Origin of the sequence: Streptomyces sp. NPDC086766, assembly GCF_044746005.1 — a bacterium.
In the GTDB taxonomy this organism is placed as follows: Bacteria; Actinomycetota; Actinomycetes; order Streptomycetales; family Streptomycetaceae; genus Streptomyces.
In genome coordinates, this window is record NZ_JBIVBI010000005.1 from 14,261 (window position 1) to 31,823 (window position 17,563).

Sequence of the window (17,563 nt, forward strand, 5' to 3'; positions counted from 1 at the left end):
GCCCCCCGTCACGCACCGGACCCCGCCCTAGGACGGGCCGGAGGTGCCGCTGCCGCCGGGGGACGGGGTGGAGGGCCCGGAGCCGGTGGGCGACGGGTCGGCCGGGGTCGGCGTGGGGTCGGCGGACGGCGGGGCGCTCGGAGTGGGGGGCGACGACGGCGTCGGCGAGCCGGAGGCCGTCGGGTGCGGGTGGGTCGTCGGCGTGGGGTCGCCGGTTCGGGCCGGGCCGGGGACGGAGGAGCTCGGCGCGGTGCCGTAGCCCTCGATGGAGACGACGGCTCCGGCGGGCGCGATCGCCACCCGCGCGCTCCAGTGGCCGGACGGCTCGCGCAGCGGGTCGACGTACACCCTGATCGTCGCCGTCTCCCCCGGCCGGAGCGTGCCGGACGACCGGCTCAGGTAGAGCCAGGACGCGCCCGTGGACGCGGACCAGTGGACCGGGTCCGGCCCGGACGCGGTCAGGGTGACGCGCGTGGTGTCGCCGCTGCTCGCGGCGGTCACGGTCAGGCCCTCGCCCCGGTGCCCGCCGTCGCGGCCGCTGAGCACCTCCACGGAGACGTCGGGCCGGTGGCCCGCGGAGGTGTCGGAGTCGGGCCGCGTGCGCGCGTTGCCGGTGTTCTCGTAGCCGCCCGCGCTTCCGCCGTCGACGGCGTCCGGTTCCCGGGCGTCGTGCGCGGTGGCGGAGGGGCCGCCCTGGCCCTCCCCGGTCGGGGTGCCGCGGTAGGCGGCCCACAGGGCCAGCACGGGGGCGGCGACGACGGTGGCGACCACGGTGGTGGTGACGGCACGCGCGCGGAGGCGGTCCCTGCGGGCCGCGCGGTCCTTGGGGTCCATGGGGAATCCGCGCCGGTCGAAGCGGGGCACGGTGCCCCGCGCGCGCGGGTGGTGCGCCATGGCGACGTGCAGGGCCGCCCGGGGCGCCTCCAGCACCGGCAGCTCGGCCGGGGTGACGGTGGCGCCGGGCCACCGGCCGGGGACCGCGCGCTCGGCGGTGCGGCGGCAGCGCGGGCAGTCGTCGACGTGCCGGACGAGCTCGCGCCGCAGGGCGGTGCCGAGCACGAGCTGGTTGTCCTCGGTGAGACGGGCCACGCTCGGGCAGGTGCCGGTCTCGACGACGGCGAGCGCCGCGCGGGTGCGCTCCACCTCGCAGGCGGCGGAGGCGAGCAGTTCGCGGGCGGTGGGCGGGGACATGCCGAGGACGGCGGCGACCTCGTGGGGCGGGAGGTGGTGGCGCACGGCCAGTTCGAGCGCCTCGCGCTGCTCGGGAGTGGTGCCCGCGGCCTCCGGCCAGGCCAGCAGGGCGAGTTCGCGTCGCCGCGTCTCCCGCGCCTCGTCGGCGGCGGGCGGCGGGGCCGCGGGCCCGGCGCCGCGCTGCGGGCCGTCGCCGGGGCCGCTCCGGCCCGCGGCATGGGTGCCCTGACGTTTCTGCTTGGCCTCGGCCAGCGCGCGCAGGCACGCCCAGCGGGCCAGCGCGTACAGCCACGCGCGGCGCTCGCCCGGCGTCCGGGGCACGCGCTGCCCGCGCCGCTCGGCGAGCGCGAGGGCGTCGCCGAGGGCGGCGGTCGCCGCGTCGTGGTCGCACAGGACGGACAGGCAGTAGGTGAACAGGCCGTCCAGGTACGGCTCGTAGCGCGCGGGAGGGCGCTGTGCCAGCGTGCGCGCCGCAGCGCGGTCGCGCGCCTCCCGGTGCGCCCGGTGTGCGCCGGTCGTTCGGATCGTGGTCTCCGGGCTGCTGCTCATCACCCGTGCGACCGTAGGCGGCGGAAGAATGCCCCTTCTTCTCCCTTCGGTACTTTTAATCCGTACGGGTGAAACGATCCCTCATAAGGGGACAGGAACCTTTCCCTCGGCGCCTGCGGGGGCCCGCCCGCCCGGGCGGCGGCCCGGGCCCACCCTCCCGGGCGCCTCGGCCACGGCCTCCGCCCGCACCCCCGCCCCGCCGTCCTCCCTCCGGCCGGAGCCCGCGCTGTCAGTGCCGGCGGCTACGGTTTCCCCATGGCTGCCCGTACGAAGACCACCAAGGACCGGCCGTCCTACCGCTGCACGGAGTGCGGCTGGCAGACGGCCAAGTGGCTCGGCCGCTGCCCCGAGTGCCAGGCATGGGGGACGGTCGAGGAGTACGGCGCGCCCGCGGTGCGCACGACGGCACCGGGCCGGGTCACCAGTTCCGCCCTGCCCATCGGCCAGGTCGACGGCCGCCAGGCCACCGCGCGCTCCACCGGCGTGCCCGAACTCGACCGCGTGCTCGGCGGCGGACTCGTCCCCGGCGCCGTCGTCCTGCTCGCGGGCGAGCCCGGCGTCGGCAAGTCCACGCTGCTGCTGGACGTGGCGGCCAGGGCGGCGAGCGCCGAGCACCCCACGCTGTACGTCACGGGTGAGGAGTCCGCGAGCCAGGTCCGCCTGCGCGCCGACCGCATCCACGCCCTCGACGACCACCTCTATCTCGCCGCCGAGACCGATCTGGCCGCCGTGCTCGGCCACTTGGACGAGGTGAAGCCGTCGCTGCTGATCCTCGACTCGGTGCAGACGGTGGCCTCCCCCGAGATCGACGGCGCGCCCGGCGGGATGGCCCAGGTCCGCGAGGTGGCGGGCGCCCTCATCCGCGCCTCCAAGGAGCGGGGCATGTCCACCCTCCTCGTGGGCCATGTCACCAAGGACGGCGCGATCGCCGGCCCCCGCCTGCTGGAACACCTGGTCGACGTCGTCCTGCACTTCGAGGGTGACCGCCACGCGCGCCTGCGCCTGGTCCGCGGCGTCAAGAACCGCTACGGCGCGACCGACGAGGTCGGCTGCTTCGAGCTGCACGACGAGGGCATCACGGGCCTGGCCGATCCGAGCGGCCTGTTCCTGACCCGCCGCGACGAGCCGGTGCCCGGCACGTGCCTGACCGTCACCCTGGAGGGCCGCCGCCCCCTGGTCGCGGAGGTGCAGGCGCTCACCGTCGACTCGCAGATCCCCTCCCCGCGCCGTACGACGTCGGGGCTGGAGACGTCCCGGGTGTCGATGATGCTGGCCGTCCTGGAGCAGCGGGGCCGGATCAGCGCGCTCGGTAAGCGGGACATCTACTCGGCGACGGTCGGCGGCGTGAAGCTGTCCGAGCCGGCCGCCGACCTGGCGGTCGCCCTCGCGCTCGCGTCGGCCGCGAGCGACACCCCGCTGCCGAAGAATCTCGTGGCGATCGGGGAGGTGGGGCTCGCGGGCGAGGTGAGACGTGTCACGGGCGTCCAGCGCCGGCTGGCCGAGGCCCACCGGCTGGGCTTCACGCACGCCCTGGTACCGGCGGATCCGGGCAAGGTCCCGGCCGGTATGAAGGTCCTGGAAGTCGCCGACATGGGGGACGCGCTGCGGGTCCTCCCCCGGTCCCGTCGCCGAGAGGCCCCACGGGAGCAGGAGGACCGCCGGTAGACTTTGCCCTGGTCTTGCCCGTCCGTACGAACCGAGGTGCGAAACGGGAGCGCCCCAGAACCTGCGACCGGAGGAGAGCAGTGGCAGCCAACGACCGGGCGGCAGCTCCCGGAAAGTCCGGTGGGAGTTCCGGCGCCGATGGCCTGATGCGCGCCTCCCTGAGCGCCGTGGCACCTGGTACGGCCCTGCGGGACGGCCTGGAGCGGGTGCTCCGCGGCAACACCGGCGGGCTCATCGTCCTCGGCTCCGACAAGACCGTCGAGACGATGTGCACCGGCGGCTTCGTCCTGGACGTCGAGTTCACGGCGACGCGGCTGCGGGAGCTGTGCAAGCTGGACGGCGGCATCGTGATCTCGTCGGACCTGTCGAAGATCCTGCGGGCGGGCGTGCAGCTGGTCCCGGACCCCACGATCCCCACCGAGGAGACCGGCACCCGGCACCGCACGGCGGACCGCGTCAGCAAGCAGGTCGGCTTCCCGGTGGTCTCGGTCTCCCAGTCCATGCGCCTGATCGCGCTCTACGTCGACGGGCAGCGCCGCGTCCTGGAGGACTCCGCGGCGATCCTCTCCCGCGCCAACCAGGCCCTAGCGACGCTGGAGCGCTACAAGCTCCGCCTGGACGAGGTCGCGGGCACGCTGTCGGCGCTGGAGATCGAGGACCTGGTGACGGTCCGGGACGTCTCCGCGGTCGCGCAGCGCCTGGAGATGGTGCGCCGCATCGCGACCGAAATCGCCGAGTACGTCGTCGAGCTGGGCACCGACGGACGCCTTCTGGCGCTCCAGCTGGACGAGTTGATCGCGGGCGTCGAGCCGGAGCGCGAACTGGTGGTCCGGGACTACGTGCCCGAGCCGACCGCCAAGCGCTCCCGCACCGTCGACGAGGCCCTGGCCGAACTCGACGCCCTCAGCCACGCCGAGCTCCTCGAAATGCCCACCGTGGCCCGCGCCCTGGGCTACACCGGCTCTCCCGAGACCCTCGACTCGGCGGTCTCCCCGCGCGGCTTCCGTCTCCTGGCCAAGGTCCCCCGCCTGCCCGGCGCCATCATCGACCGCCTGGTCGAGCACTTCGGCGGCCTCCAGAAACTGCTGGCCGCCAGCGTCGACGACCTCCAGACCGTGGACGGCGTCGGCGAGGCACGCGCCCGCAGCGTCCGCGAGGGACTGTCGCGGCTGGCGGAGTCGTCGATCCTCGAGCGGTACGTGTAAGCGGTACGCGTAAGCGGTACGTGCCCGTACGCACCCTCCGGTGCGCACGGGCCGGTCCGGCCCCGCCTGGTCCTAGTCCGCCGACAGGACGAACGACGTCTGCAGCTTCGGGAAGCCGGGCACCTTCGCCTCCACCAGGTACGTCCCGGCCCCGGCCGAGCCGGGCGGCGGCGTCGCGCACTGCGGAGCGCTCGGCTTGCGGTCCCACTGCACGGTGTACGTGATGCCGCTCCCGGCCGGGACCCGGTACAGCGCGCTGGCTGCGGTCCGCGGGCAGTGGTCCGAGGACCAGTAGTCGCCGCCGCTGTCGGACCGCGAGATGGTGACCACCGTGGACTTCGGCCCCAGGTCCACCTTGCAGTCGCTGCCGGAGGAGTTCTTCGCGGTCAGTTCGAACGTGGGCTTCGCGCCGGGTCCGTAGGAGTTGTGGACGCTGCGCAGGGTCAACTTGACCGCTCCGGTGGTGCAGTCGGCGAGCGTGGACCCGGCCGGCAGCACGCCGCCCGCCCCGCCGCCCTGGGCGCCGTCGTCCGATCCCCCGGCCGACCCGCCGGAGGCGGAGCCGTCCCCGCCCGCGCCGCCGGAGTCACCGGTGCCGCCCGCCCCGGAACCGGAACCCGAGCCGGAGCCGGAACCACCCGAGTCGGCGCCCGAGCCGCCCGACTCGTCCCGCCCGCCCGGGTGTTGACTGATCGCGGGACCGGAACCGGAGGGTCCCGGCGTGATGGTCGAGGGCGCGGGATGCTTTCCGTTGGACCCGCCGCCGTTGTCGTTGCTCCCCCCGCCGCCGGACACGACGATCCAGACGGCCACCAGCGCCAACAGGGCGAGCACGGACAGCAGTACGACCCTCCGTCGCCAGTAGATGGAGGAGGGAAGCGGCCCGACCGGATTGCGCAGAGATCCCACGGCGCAAACTGTACGAGAGATCGCCGCGTTCCCCCGCGTCACCCGCCGCGCCGGGCACATCTTTTCCGGATCATCATTTCGGCAACGTCCTTGGCGGTGAACCCTCTTGCGGAAAAGCGATCACACGGACACGCTCCGTCACGACACACGGTCTCCCCCGCCACGTGGCAGGATCGGAACCGTCATGACTGCGCCCACACTGCCCCCGCACGGCAACTCCTCCGCCCCGGCCGCCGACACCGACGCCCGGCACCGGCCCCGGACCGGCACGCCGACCGACACCGACGCCTCTCCCCTGGGCGAGATCCTGCACAGCGAGGTCATCGCCTGGTTCGACGACCACGCCCGCGACCTGCCCTGGCGGCGCTCCGACGCCGGCGCCTGGGGGGTGATGGTCAGCGAGTTCATGCTCCAGCAGACCCCGGTGAGCCGGGTGCTGCCCGTGTACGAGCAGTGGCTGGCCCGCTGGCCCCGCCCCGCCGACCTCGCCAAGGAGGCGCCGGGCGAGGCGGTCCGCGCCTGGGGCCGGCTCGGCTACCCGCGCCGCGCCCTGCGCCTGCACGGCGCCGCCGTCGCCATAACGGAACGGCACGGCGGCGACGTGCCCGACGACCACGCCCAGTTGCTCGCCCTGCCCGGCATCGGCGAGTACACGGCCGCCGCGGTCGCCTCCTTCGCCTACGGCCAGCGGTACCCGGTGCTGGACACCAATGTGCGCAGGGTCCTCGCCCGCGCGGTCACCGGCGTGCAGTACCCGCCGAACGCGACGACCGCGGCCGAGCGCCGCCTCGCCCGCACCCTGCTGCCCGAGGACGAGAGGACCGCCGCCCGCTGGGCCGCCGCCTCCATGGAGCTCGGCGCGCTGGTGTGCACGGCGAAGAACGAGTCCTGCCACCACTGCCCGATCGCCGCGCGGTGCGCCTGGCGGCTCGCGGGCAAGCCCGCGCACGACGGACCGCCGCGCCGGGGGCAGACGTACGCGGGCACGGACCGGCAGGTCCGCGGCAAGCTGCTCGCGGTGCTGCGGGAGGCCCACGCGCCCGTGCCGCAGACGTCCCTGGACCGGGTCTGGCACGAACCCGTGCAGCGCGGCCGGGCCCTCGACGGTCTCGTCGCGGACGGCCTGGTGGAACCGCTGCCGGGCGGCCTCTACCGGCTGCCACTCACCTGACCGACGGCCAACACACAGGCGGATCAAGGCTTCAGGAGGCGCCACGGGCGGGTGTGTGATACGCCTGCGGCGCCCCGGAAGCGGACATATCACCCCAAAGCCACCCCAATTGCCTTTCCTTCTTACCCCGTTACGACGTCCGTTACACAACCGACGTACAGCCGAGGGCTGGCCGCAGGCTGGCTCGGACAACGCCGTGACAACCCCTCCGTACCTTCTGATGCGTGCCCGAGCGGCACCGGACGGCTGCCGACCACAGCCCGTCCGCATCACAGGCGAGAACCGGCCGCACGCGGGCCGGTACACGGGGATCGGAGGCGGTTGCACATGGCGCAGGGCGAGGTGCTGGAGTTCGAGGAGTACGTGCGCACCCGGCAGGACGCGCTGCTGCGCAGCGCACGCCGGCTGGTGCCGGACCCGGTCGACGCCCAGGACCTGCTCCAGACGGCGCTCGTCCGGACGTACGGCCGCTGGGAGGGCATCGCCGACAAGCGGCTCGCGGACGCCTACCTGCGGCGCGTCATGATCAACACGCGGACCGAGTGGTGGCGCGCCCGGAAGCTGGAGGAGGTTCCGACCGAGCAGCTCCCGGACGCCTGCGTGGACGACTCCACCGAGCAGCACGCCGACCGCGCCCTCCTCATGGACATCATGAAAGTCCTCGCTCCCAAGCAGCGCAGTGTCGTGGTGCTGCGACACTGGGAGCAGATGTCCACGGAGGAGACGGCCGCCGCCCTCGGCATGTCGGCGGGAACGGTCAAGAGCACGCTGCACCGGGCGCTCGCCCGGCTCCGCGAGGAGCTGGAGGCCCGCGATCTGGACGCACGCGCGCTGGAGCGTGAGGAGCGGGAGCGTTGCGCGGCCTGACCGGCGCCGGGCCCAACCGGGCCCGAGAGACCATCCAGGCGGCGATCACGGCGGTGTCCGTGCTCGCCGCCCTCGCCCTTTTGGTCTCCGCCTGCGGCACCGGCGGCACCGGCGCCCGTGACGAGGGCCCGGCCCACGCCGACTCGGTCACGGGCGGCGGCACCACCCGCACCCTCAGCCCCGGCAAGACCCCCAAGCACGTCGACGCGGTCCGGCTCATCAAGGACGACCCGCGGGTCTCGGCCGCGGTGAAGCGGGACCTGAAACCGTGCGCGGCCGACGAGTACCCGGTCGACGTGTCCTACGGCGACCTGACCGGCGGGTCCGTGGACGACATCGTCGTCAACGTGCTGACCTGCGGCGACGCGGTGGGCGTAGGAGCGTACGTGTACCGCGAGGAGGGCGACGGCTACGAGAGCGTCTTCCGGGCCGAGGAGCCTCCCGTGTACGCGGAGATAGACCGCGGAGACCTGGTGGTGACCAAGCAGGTGTACGAGAAGGGCGACCCGGTGTCGAATCCGTCCGGCGAGGACGTGATCACGTACCACTGGTCGGCGGGCAGGTTCGCCAAGAAGTACAGCACGCGCAACGAGTACAGCAACGCCGTCGGGGACGGAGCGACACCGCCGCCGGGCAACTGACGGCCCGGCCCCCGGCCCGCCGCTCGCGACGGCCGCGCGAGAATTCCCATGGCGTGAACCGATCGCCCCGCCCGGCCGTTCTCCCGGTGAAGGCCCCACGAGTGAACGCGACGGCCGGCATCCGCGTCCACCCAGTGGGCGCCCGGCGCGCCCGGCCCGTCCCCGAGCGGGCGCACCGTCCGAGAACGCACCACGACAAGCACACGAGGACTGAGAGCACCGGGATGGCAGAGCAGACCCACGTCCTGTTCGTCGAGGACGACGACGTCATCCGCGAGGCCACCCAGCTCGCCCTGGAGCGGGTCGGCTTCGCGGTCACCGCCATGCCGGACGGGCTGTCGGGCCTGGAGGCGTTCCGGGCGGACAGACCCGACATCGCGCTGCTGGACGTGATGGTCCCCGGCCTCGACGGGGTCAGCCTGTGCCGCCGCATCCGCGACGAGTCCACGGTGCCGGTGATCATGCTGTCGGCGCGCGCGGACTCCATCGACGTCGTCCTCGGCCTGGAGGCGGGCGCCGATGACTATGTGACCAAGCCGTTCGACGGGGCCGTCCTGGTCGCCCGGATCCGCGCGGTGCTGCGCCGCTTCGGGCACGCCGGCGGCGACCGGGCGGAGGCCGAACCCTCGGCGGTGGAGGGCGGGGTGCTGACCTTCGGTGACCTGGAGGTCGACACCGAGGGAATGGAGGTGCGCCGGGCCGGGCAGCCTGTGGCGCTCACGCCGACCGAGATGCGGCTGCTCCTGGAGTTCTCCTCCGCGCCGGGCACGGTCCTGTCGCGGGACAAGCTCCTGGAGCGGGTGTGGGACTACGGCTGGGGCGGCGACACACGCGTCGTCGACGTCCATGTGCAGCGGCTGCGCACGAAGATCGGCCAGGACCGCATCGAGACGGTCCGCGGCTTCGGCTACAAGCTGAAGGCCTGAGCGGGGCCGGCATGCGCGGGACGAAGCGGCACCCGACCCCGGAGCGCCCGGAGCGCGCCGGTCTCCGTACGGGCCTGCACACCGGGCTGAGATGGAAGCTCAGCGCGGCCATCGCGCTGGTGGGGGCGCTGGTGGCGCTCGCGCTCAGCCTGGTCGTGCACAACGCCGCCCGGGTGTCGATGCTCGACAACGCGCGCGACCTCGCCGACGAGCGGGTCCAGATCGGCCAGCGCGCCTACGAGCGCGACGGCCGGCCGAACTTCCCCGGCGTGAAGGTCGACGACCCGGCGCTGCCGCCGGCGCTGCGGGAGAAGGTCGGGGAGGGCCGGCGGGCGACCTTCGTGACCGACCACGCGGGCGGACTGCCGGACATCTGGGCGGCCGTCCCGGTGAAGGACGGGCACGTGCTGTCCCTGCACACCCACTTCACCGACCGCAGCACGGACATCCTCAAGGACCTCGACCAGGCCCTCGTCATCGGCTCCATCGCGGTGGTCCTCGGCGGCAGCGCGCTGGGCGTGCTCATCGGCGGCCAGCTCTCGCGCCGGCTGCGCAAGGCCGCGGCCGCGGCGAACCAGGTCGCCATGGGCGAGCCCGACGTGCGGGTGCGGGACGCCATCGGGGGTGTCGTCCGGGACGAGACCGACGACCTCGCCCGTGCGGTGGACGCCATGGCGGACGCGTTGCAGCAGCGTCTGGAGGCGGAGCGCCGGGTCACCGCGGACATCGCGCACGAGCTGCGCACCCCGGTGACCGGGCTGCTCACCGCGGCCGAGCTGCTGCCGCCCGGCCGCCCCACCGAGCTCGTCCTGGACCGCGCCAAGGCCATGCGCACGCTCGTCGAGGACGTGCTGGAGGTGGCCCGGCTGGACGGCGCCTCGGAGCGGGCCGAGCTGCAGGACATCATGCTGGGCGACTTCGTCACCCGGCGGGTGGCGGCGAAGGACCCGCACGTCGCCGTGCGGGTGGTGCACGAGTCGGAGGTCACGACCGACCCGCGGCGCCTGGAGCGGGTGCTGTTCAACCTGCTCGCCAACGCCGCCCGGCACGGCAGGCCGCCCATCGAGGTGACCGTCGAGGGCCGGGTCATCCGGGTGCGGGACCACGGCCCCGGCTTCCCCGAGGACCTGCTCGCGGACGGCCCGAGCCGTTTCCGCACCGGCAGCAGGGACCGCGCCGGGCACGGCCACGGCCTCGGCCTGACCATCGCGGCCGGGCAGGCCCGGGTCCTGGGCGCCCGCCTCACCTTCCGCAATGTCCGTCCCGTGGGCGCCCCGGGCCACGTCCCGTCCGAGGGCGCGGTCGCCGTCCTGTGGCTGCCGGAGCACGCGCCGACGAACACGGGCAGCCATCCGATGCTTCCGCTGCCGGGGCAGTGAGCCCCGCTCCCCTGTGGGAGAAGCCCCGCCGCGGAAGGACCCTCCCGTCCGTCGGCGGCACGGCGAAGGCCCCCGGGGCGGACACCGCCGGGGGCCTTCGTACGGGGTGGTGCGGGGTCAGACGGCCTCCGCCACGCCCTCGCGCGCCGGGGCCGCGTCGGCGGCGGCGTCCGGGCCCTCGGGCCGGGGCGCGGCCGGGCCGGCGCCCTTCAGCGGGACCTCCTTGACGAACACGGCCGTCGCCAGCGCGAGCACCGCCACGACGGCGCCCAGCAGGAACGCCGAGTGGGTGCCGGCCGACACCGCGTGCTGGTACGCCTCGCGGGCCGCGGCCGGCAGCTTGGCCAGGCTCGCCGCGTCCAGCTGCGCGGACTGCTCGGTGACCTTCGAGCCGAGCGCGCCGGCCCGCTCGGCCATGACGTCCTGGACCCTGTTGTTGAACAGCGCGCCCATGATGGCGACACCGAAGGAGGAGCCGAGCGTACGGAAGAGGGTGGTGGACGACGAGGCGACGCCCATGTCCTTCATCTGCACGCTGTTCTGCGCGACCAGCATGGTGATCTGCATCAGGCAGCCCATGCCGGCGCCGAGGACGGCCATGTAGAGGCCGGAGGTGAGCCGCGTGGTCTCGGTGTCCATCAGGGACAGCAGGTACAGCCCGGTGATCATCAGAGCGCTGCCGACGACCGGGAAGATCTTGTAGCGGCCGCTGTTGGTGGTCACCCGGCCCGCGATCATCGACACGACCAGCATGGCGCCTAGCATGGGCAGGAGCAGCAGACCGGAGTTGGTCGCGGAGGCGCCCTGCACCGACTGCTGGTACAGCGGCAGGAAGAGCACCGCGCCGAACATCACGAAGCCGGTGATGAAGCCGATCAGCGACATCAGGGTGAAGTTGCGGCTGCGGAAGATGTGCAGCGGCACGATCGGCTCGGCCGCCTTGGTCTGCCGGAACACGAACCCGACGAGCGCGGCGACGCCGATCGCGGTCAGTTCCATGATCCGCGCGGAGGTCCAGGCGTACTCCGAACCGCCCCAGGTGGTGACGAGCACGATGGAGCTGATGCCGACGGTCAGCAGGGCGGCGCCCAGGTAATCGATGCGGGCCTGCGCGCGCTTCTTCGGCAGGTGGAGCACCGCGCTGACCGCGAGGAGGGCCACCGCGCCGAGCGGCAGGTTGATGTAGAAGGCCCAGCGCCAGCCCCAGTTGTCGGTGATCGTGCCGCCGACCAGCGGACCGCCGATCATGGCGAGCGCCATGACGCCGGCCATCATGCCCTGGTACTTGCCGCGCTCCCGCGGAGGGATCAGGTCACCGATGATCGCCATGACGCCGACCATCAGACCGCCCGCGCCGAGGCCCTGGACGGCCCGGAAGCCGATCAGCTCCCCCATGTTCTGCGCCATGCCGCTCAGCGCGGAGCCGATCAGGAAGAGCACGATCGAGGTCATGAAGGCGCCCTTGCGCCCGTACATGTCGCCGAGCTTGCCCCACAGGGGGGTGGACGCGGCGGTGGCGAGGGTGTACCCGGTGACCACCCACGACAGGTGCTGGAGTCCGCCGAGCTCGCCGACGATCGTCGGCATCGCGGTGCCCACGATCATGTTGTCCAGCATCGCGAGCATCATCGCGATCATGAGAGCGAGCAGCACGACCCGCACGCTCCTGGGCTGTTTGCCGCCCTCCGCGGGTTCCGCCTCGGTGTTCACTGTGTCCGCCATCGGTCCATCCCCCAGCTACGCCTACTTACTTGCCGCCCGGCAAGTTACTACACTCGAGAAGGTAGCCTGCTAACTAGCCGGGCGTCAAGTAAGTTTCCCCTGCCGGTCGGCCGGTAAGTTTGGGCGGGAGCGCGAGGAGTACGAGGATGGGCGGCACCATGGACGGCACCAAGCAGCAGCGCCGCGGAAACACCCGCCAGCGCATCCAGGACGTGGCGCTCGAACTCTTCGCCGAGCAGGGGTACGAGAAGACCTCGCTCCGCGAGATCGCCGAGCACCTGCAGGTCACCAAGGCGGCGCTCTACTACCACTTCAAGACGAAGGAAGAGATCCTCGTCAGCCTCTTCGAGGATCTGACGCAGCCGATCGAGGACCTGATCGAGTGGGGCCGGCGGCAGCCGCACACCCTGGAGACCAAGCAGGAGATCGTCCGCCGCTACAGCGACGCGCTCGCGGGCGCGGCTCCGCTGTTCCGCTTCATGCAGGAGAACCAGGCGACGGTGCGGGAACTGCGCATCGGGGACACCTTCAAGGACCGGATGCGCTGCCTGCGCGACATCATCATCGATCCGGACGCGAGCCTGACCGACCAAGTCCGCTGCGTCAGCGCCCTGTTCACGCTGCACGCCGGCATGTTCGTCATGCAGGACGTACAGGGCGACCCCGAGGAGAAGCGCAAGGCCGTCCTCGAGGTCGCGATCGATCTGGTGACCCAGGCGGACCGGGCCACCCAGGGCTCCTGACGACGGCGCCGCCCACCGGTCGGTGGGCGGCGAGGCGCGTCGCGGGCGTCGGTCAGACGCTCACGCCGTGGGAGCGCAGGAAGACGACCGGGTTGATGGCGGAGCCGTAGTTCGGGGTCTTGCGGATCTCGAAGTGCAGGTGCGGGCCGGTGGAGTTACCGGTGTTGCCGGACTTGGCTATGTGCTGCCCGGTGGCGACGACCTGACCGACCCTCACGTCGATCCGCGACAGGTGCGCGTACTGGGAGTACGTGCCGTTGCCGTGCCTGATGACGATGGCGTTGCCGTACGCGGGGCCGTCACCGGCGCCGTTGGGGCCGGCCTTGACGACGGTGCCGCCGTGCGCGGCGACGACGTTGGTGCCGATCGGCACGGCGAAGTCCTGACCGCTGTGCTTGTGCGCCCAGTGGCTGCCGTTCTGCATGAAGCTGGCGCTGAGCGCGTACTTCTTCACCGGGTGGACCCAGGAGGGGGCGGCCGCCTTCTTGGCGTTGGCCTTCTTGGCGGCCACGGGGACGACCGTCGCCGCGGTGGCCTTCTTGGCGGCCACGGTGGTGACCGTGGTGGCGGCGGTGGCGGATGCCGCGCCCGCTCCCAGTGCGACCGAGACCCCCAGGCCGGCGGCGACGACGGCGGCGCGGGTACGGAGCTGGGACGCACGGGCGGAACGGGACGTGACGCGCTGGAACATCGATACCTCATGGGGGGTGGGGGACATGAGAACCACCCGGAGCGCGGGGCGCTCGCCGGGCGGGCCCCACCTTGGTAACCCCGGGCGCCACAGCCCCTCAAACACCCCCACTACGACGGAAACTAGTACGCGATCCCTAAAACGCTCGAAGTCTTGACAGAACGCCCAACCAGGACACATCGCCCAAAAGCGCTGGACAGCGGCGCGCCTTGCGGCGCCCAATTGGGGTAAAAGTCCGGTTTTGTCAGGCAAAGGCCCCACTATCCCGCCTAGTACCGCTCGAAGCGCCTGTGCCGCTTGTCACCGACTTCAGCCCCCGAGGCCCCTGTTGGTGTGACGCGCCTCATGTGGCCCGCGTCTCATGAGAGTTACCGACAAGTAATCATTCGGTTCCCCTCCCGCCACCCTCGCGCATGAACATGCCCACAACAATCCGCAGCGTTTCGGTCGCGAGAGGACCCCCCACCCATGACCAGAAACACCTGGACGCGCCGCATCGGCACGACCGCCGTCGCCACGGTCGCCGCCACGACGCTCGCCGCCCCCGTGGGCGCGCACGCCGCGACGAACACCCCGACCCCGGCCACGACGGACGTCACGGCCACCGCCGCCGCGTCCGGGAACGTCGACTACGCCGCCTGGCAGAGGGACTGCCAGGCCGTGATGGACCAGGCGATGCCCTACCTCCGCGAGCGCATCGCCGACGCCCGGCCGGGCGAGAAGCAGGCGATCGTGTTCGACATCGACAACACGACCCTGGAGACCGACTTCGGCTTCAGCTACCCCCAGCCGGCCAACAAGCCCGTGCTGAGGGCCGCCGAGTACGCCCAGGAGCACGGAGTCGCCCTGTTCTTCGTCACGGCCCGCCCCGGCATCGTCAAGGCGCCCACGAAGTACAACCTGGAGTACGACGGCTACGACGTCGACGGCCTCTACGTCCGCGGCCTGCTCGACCTGTTCAAGAACGTCGCCGACTACAAGACGGCCCAGCGCGCCGACATCGAGTCCAAGGGCTACACGATCATCGCGAACATCGGCAACAGCGCCACCGACCTCTCCGGCGGCCACGCCGAGCAGACCTTCAAGCTGCCGGACTACGACGGGCAGCTGTCCTGACGGAGCGCGGCGAAAAGGGGGCTGCCCCGGGACTCCAGGTCCCGGGGCAGCCCCCTTCGGTTCGCGCCGAGCGCGGCGGCTACGCGTCCTTGCTCAGGTTCGGGCCGGCTCCGCCGGCCGCCTGCTCGATCGGCGGGACGTCCGGCAGCGCCGACTTCTCCTCACCCCGGAAGGTGAAGGTCTTGGCGTCGCCCTCGCCCTCGGTGTCCACGACCACGATGTGACCGGGGCGCAGCTCGCCGAAGAGGATCTTCTCCGAGAGCGAGTCCTCGATCTCGCGCTGGATGGTCCGGCGCAGCGGCCGGGCGCCCAGCACGGGGTCGTAGCCCTTCTTCGCGAGCAGCTCCTTGGCGGACTGGGAGAGCTCGATGCCCATGTCCCGGTCCTTCAGTCGCTCGTCCACCTTGCCGATCATCAGGTCGACGATCCGGAGGATGTCGGCCTGCGTCAGCTGCGGGAAGACGACCACGTCGTCGACGCGGTTGAGGAACTCGGGGCGGAAGTGCTGCTTGAGCTCGTCCGACACCTTGTTCTTCATGCGCTCGTAGTTGGTCTTCGTGTCACCCGTGGCCGCGAAGCCCAGGTTGAAGCCCTTGGAGATGTCCCGGGTGCCGAGGTTGGTCGTCATGATGATGACCGTGTTCTTGAAGTCCACGACCCGGCCCTGGGAGTCGGTCAGGCGACCGTCCTCCAGGATCTGCAGCAGCGAGTTGAAGATGTCCGGGTGGGCCTTCTCGACCTCGTCGAAGAGGACGACCGAGAACGGCTTGCGGCGCACCTTCTCCGTCAGCTGACCGCCCTCCTCGTAGCCCACGTAGCCGGGGGGCGAACCGAAGAGACGCGAGACGGTGTGCTTCTCGCTGAACTCCGACATGTCGAGGGAGATCAGCGCGTCCTCGTCACCGAAGAGGAACTCGGCGAGCGCCTTGGACAGCTCCGTCTTACCGACACCGGACGGGCCGGCGAAGATGAACGAGCCACCGGGGCGCTTCGGGTCCTTCAGACCGGCACGGGTACGGCGGATCGCCTTGGACAGCGCCTTGACGGCGTCGTCCTGGCCGATGACCCGCTTGTGCAGCTCCTCCTCCATGCGGAGCAGGCGGCTGGACTCCTCCTCGGTCAGCTTGAAGACCGGGATGCCGGTGGCCGTGGCGAGGACCTCGGCGATCAGCTCGCCGTCGACCTCGGCGACGACGTCCATGTCGCCGGCCTTCCACTCCTTCTCCCGCTTGGCCTTGGCGGCCAGGAGCTGCTTCTCCTTGTCGCGCAGGGAGGCGGCCTTCTCGAAGTCCTGCGAGTCGATCGCGGACTCCTTGTCCCGGCGGACGCCGGCGATCTTCTCGTCGAACTCGCGCAGGTCCGGCGGCGCGGTCATCCGGCGGATGCGCATCCGCGAGCCGGCCTCGTCGATCAGGTCGATCGCCTTGTCCGGCAGGAAGCGGTCGGAGATGTACCGGTCGGCCAGGGTGGCGGCCTGGACCAGCGCCTCGTCCGTGATGGAGACGCGGTGGTGGGCCTCGTACCGGTCGCGCAGACCCTTGAGGATCTCGATGGTGTGCGGCAGGGACGGCTCGGCCACCTGGATGGGCTGGAAGCGGCGCTCCAGGGCCGCGTCCTTCTCCAGGTGCTTGCGGTACTCGTCCAGGGTGGTGGCACCGATGGTCTGGAGCTCACCGCGGGCCAGCATCGGCTTCAGGATGGAGGCCGCGTCGATGGCGCCCTCGGCGGCACCCGCACCGACCAGCGTGTGCAGCTCGTCGATGAACAGGATGATGTCGCCGCGGGTGCGGATCTCCTTGAGCACCTTCTTCAGGCGCTCCTCGAAGTCACCGCGGTAGCGGGAGCCGGCGACCAGCGCGCCGAGGTCCAGGGTGTAGAGGTGCTTGTCCTTGAGGGTCTCGGGCACCTCGCCCTTGACGATGGCCTGGGCGAGGCCCTCGACGACGGCGGTCTTGCCGACGCCGGGCTCACCGATCAGCACCGGGTTGTTCTTGGTACGGCGGGACAACACCTGCATGACCCGCTCGATCTCCTTCTCGCGCCCGATGACCGGGTCGAGCTTGGACTCACGAGCGGCCTGGGTGAGGTTCCGGCCGAACTGGTCGAGGACCAGGGACGTCGAGGGGGTGCCCTCGGCAGGGCCGCCGGCGGCGGCGGTCTCCTTGCCCTGGTAACCGGAGAGCAGCTGGATCACCTGCTGCCGCACCCGGTTGAGGTCGGCGCCCAGCTTGACCAGGACCTGGGCGGCGACGCCCTCGCCCTCACGGATCAGGCCGAGCAGGATGTGCTCCGTGCCGATGTAGTTGTGGCCCAGCTGAAGGGCCTCGCGGAGCGACAGCTCCAGGACCTTCTTGGCACGGGGGGTGAAGGGGATGTGGCCCGAGGGGGCCTGCTGGCCCTGGCCGATGATCTCCTCCACCTGCTGGCGGACCGCCTCGAGCGAAATCCCGAGGCTCTCAAGGGCCTTGGCGGCGACACCCTCACCCTCGTGGATCAGGCCCAGGAGGATGTGCTCGGTGCCGATGTAGTTGTGGTTGAGCATCCGGGCTTCTTCCTGAGCCAGGACGACAACCCGCCGCGCGCGGTCGGTGAACCTCTCGAACATCGTTAATCGCTCCTCAGAGCGGTCAGGCAGTGGGGGGAACTTCCCCTCCCTGTCCTTCCGCAGCTTAGTCCCGCAAGCGGGGACCGCTCATTCCAACTGCCGACACCGTCGATGGCCTCCTGACCCCGAACGCCGACATCTGCTCCAACCCGATGGTGCGAGACGATGTTCCCGCAGGCCAGG

General features: G+C 72.0%; 14 protein-coding genes. 9 read left to right on the plus strand and 5 right to left on the minus strand.

Features of this window, described 5'->3' with window-relative positions; all coding sequences use genetic code 11:
• Positions 1–27: 27 nt before the first annotated feature.
• Positions 28–1,740 carry a hypothetical protein gene (locus ACIPM1_RS10785; RefSeq protein WP_402431933.1) on the minus strand — a complete coding sequence of 571 codons (1,713 nt, stop codon included), beginning with the start codon at positions 1,738–1,740 and terminating at the stop codon, positions 28–30.
• A 255-nt stretch (positions 1,741–1,995) separates the two neighbouring features.
• Here ACIPM1_RS10785 and radA point away from each other — a divergent pair, with 255 nt between their 5' ends.
• Complete coding sequence (radA, locus tag ACIPM1_RS10790; protein ID WP_402431936.1) at positions 1,996–3,405, plus strand: DNA repair protein RadA; 1,410 nt, start codon at positions 1,996–1,998, stop codon at positions 3,403–3,405.
• A gap of 80 nt (positions 3,406–3,485) precedes the next feature.
• On the plus strand, positions 3,486–4,610 hold the full coding sequence (disA, locus tag ACIPM1_RS10795) for a DNA integrity scanning diadenylate cyclase DisA (protein ID WP_356190658.1): 1,125 nt from the start codon (positions 3,486–3,488) through the stop codon (positions 4,608–4,610).
• 72 nt (positions 4,611–4,682) lie between these two features.
• On the opposite strand, the gene ACIPM1_RS10800 is transcribed toward disA, so the two are convergent.
• Complete coding sequence (locus ACIPM1_RS10800) at positions 4,683–5,519, minus strand: hypothetical protein (protein ID WP_402431940.1); 837 nt, start codon at positions 5,517–5,519, stop codon at positions 4,683–4,685.
• 184 nt (positions 5,520–5,703) lie between these two features.
• Here ACIPM1_RS10800 and ACIPM1_RS10805 point away from each other — a divergent pair, with 184 nt between their 5' ends.
• The 5 genes from ACIPM1_RS10805 (at position 5,704) to cseC (ending at position 10,503) form a co-directional block, all read left to right on the plus strand.
• On the plus strand, positions 5,704–6,690 hold the full coding sequence (locus ACIPM1_RS10805; RefSeq protein WP_402431943.1) for an A/G-specific adenine glycosylase: 987 nt from the start codon (positions 5,704–5,706) through the stop codon (positions 6,688–6,690).
• 327 nt (positions 6,691–7,017) lie between these two features.
• Complete coding sequence (locus ACIPM1_RS10810; protein ID WP_132856486.1) at positions 7,018–7,557, plus strand: SigE family RNA polymerase sigma factor; 540 nt, start codon at positions 7,018–7,020, stop codon at positions 7,555–7,557.
• A complete protein-coding gene (locus ACIPM1_RS10815) occupies positions 7,545–8,198 on the plus strand; it encodes a hypothetical protein (RefSeq protein WP_402431947.1) in 654 nt (217 codons plus the stop codon). The genes ACIPM1_RS10810 and ACIPM1_RS10815 overlap by 13 nt, the downstream gene beginning before the upstream one ends.
• A 224-nt stretch (positions 8,199–8,422) precedes the next feature.
• A complete protein-coding gene (gene cseB / locus ACIPM1_RS10820) occupies positions 8,423–9,124 on the plus strand; it encodes a two-component system response regulator CseB (RefSeq protein ID WP_356190669.1) in 702 nt (233 codons plus the stop codon).
• A gap of 11 nt (positions 9,125–9,135) precedes the next feature.
• Positions 9,136–10,503 (plus strand): two-component system sensor histidine kinase CseC, encoded by a 1,368-nt coding sequence (gene cseC / locus ACIPM1_RS10825; protein ID WP_402431951.1) that lies wholly within the window; start codon positions 9,136–9,138, stop codon positions 10,501–10,503.
• A 117-nt stretch (positions 10,504–10,620) separates the two neighbouring features.
• Here the strand turns inward: cseC and ACIPM1_RS10830 are convergent, their stop codons facing one another.
• Complete coding sequence (locus ACIPM1_RS10830) at positions 10,621–12,225, minus strand: MDR family MFS transporter (protein WP_402431954.1); 1,605 nt, start codon at positions 12,223–12,225, stop codon at positions 10,621–10,623.
• Between the two features lie 146 nt (positions 12,226–12,371).
• Here ACIPM1_RS10830 and ACIPM1_RS10835 point away from each other — a divergent pair, with 146 nt between their 5' ends.
• Positions 12,372–12,968: a TetR/AcrR family transcriptional regulator gene (locus ACIPM1_RS10835; protein ID WP_356190676.1), complete on the plus strand. Its 597-nt coding sequence runs from the start codon at positions 12,372–12,374 to the stop codon at positions 12,966–12,968.
• A 52-nt stretch (positions 12,969–13,020) separates the two neighbouring features.
• Here the strand turns inward: ACIPM1_RS10835 and ACIPM1_RS10840 are convergent, their stop codons facing one another.
• Positions 13,021–13,659, minus strand: coding sequence for a M23 family metallopeptidase (locus ACIPM1_RS10840; protein ID WP_402431958.1), 639 nt, complete (start codon positions 13,657–13,659; stop codon positions 13,021–13,023).
• A gap of 468 nt (positions 13,660–14,127) precedes the next feature.
• On the opposite strand from ACIPM1_RS10840, the gene ACIPM1_RS10845 reads away from it, so the two are divergent.
• Positions 14,128–14,775: an HAD family acid phosphatase gene (locus ACIPM1_RS10845; RefSeq protein ID WP_402431961.1), complete on the plus strand. Its 648-nt coding sequence runs from the start codon at positions 14,128–14,130 to the stop codon at positions 14,773–14,775.
• A 79-nt stretch (positions 14,776–14,854) separates the two neighbouring features.
• Here ACIPM1_RS10845 and ACIPM1_RS10850 read toward each other — a convergent pair whose 3' ends face one another.
• Positions 14,855–17,380 (minus strand): ATP-dependent Clp protease ATP-binding subunit, encoded by a 2,526-nt coding sequence (locus ACIPM1_RS10850; protein WP_356190682.1) that lies wholly within the window; start codon positions 17,378–17,380, stop codon positions 14,855–14,857.
• Between the last annotated feature and the right edge of the window lie 183 nt (positions 17,381–17,563).

Coding starts and splice junctions, on each gene's coding strand:
- ACIPM1_RS10785 (WP_402431933.1), bottom strand. CDS start 1,740: ATGAGCAGCAGCCCGGAGACCACGATCCGAACGACCGGCGCACACCGG.
- radA (WP_402431936.1), top strand. CDS start 1,996: ATGGCTGCCCGTACGAAGACCACCAAGGACCGGCCGTCCTACCGCTGC.
- ACIPM1_RS10805 (WP_402431943.1), top strand. CDS start 5,704: ATGACTGCGCCCACACTGCCCCCGCACGGCAACTCCTCCGCCCCGGCC.
- ACIPM1_RS10810 (WP_132856486.1), top strand. CDS start 7,018: ATGGCGCAGGGCGAGGTGCTGGAGTTCGAGGAGTACGTGCGCACCCGG.
- cseB (WP_356190669.1), top strand. CDS start 8,423: ATGGCAGAGCAGACCCACGTCCTGTTCGTCGAGGACGACGACGTCATC.
- cseC (WP_402431951.1), top strand. CDS start 9,136: ATGCGCGGGACGAAGCGGCACCCGACCCCGGAGCGCCCGGAGCGCGCC.
- ACIPM1_RS10830 (WP_402431954.1), bottom strand. CDS start 12,225: ATGGCGGACACAGTGAACACCGAGGCGGAACCCGCGGAGGGCGGCAAA.
- ACIPM1_RS10835 (WP_356190676.1), top strand. CDS start 12,372: ATGGGCGGCACCATGGACGGCACCAAGCAGCAGCGCCGCGGAAACACC.
- ACIPM1_RS10840 (WP_402431958.1), bottom strand. CDS start 13,659: ATGTTCCAGCGCGTCACGTCCCGTTCCGCCCGTGCGTCCCAGCTCCGT.
- ACIPM1_RS10845 (WP_402431961.1), top strand. CDS start 14,128: ATGACCAGAAACACCTGGACGCGCCGCATCGGCACGACCGCCGTCGCC.
- ACIPM1_RS10850 (WP_356190682.1), bottom strand. CDS start 17,380: ATGTTCGAGAGGTTCACCGACCGCGCGCGGCGGGTTGTCGTCCTGGCT.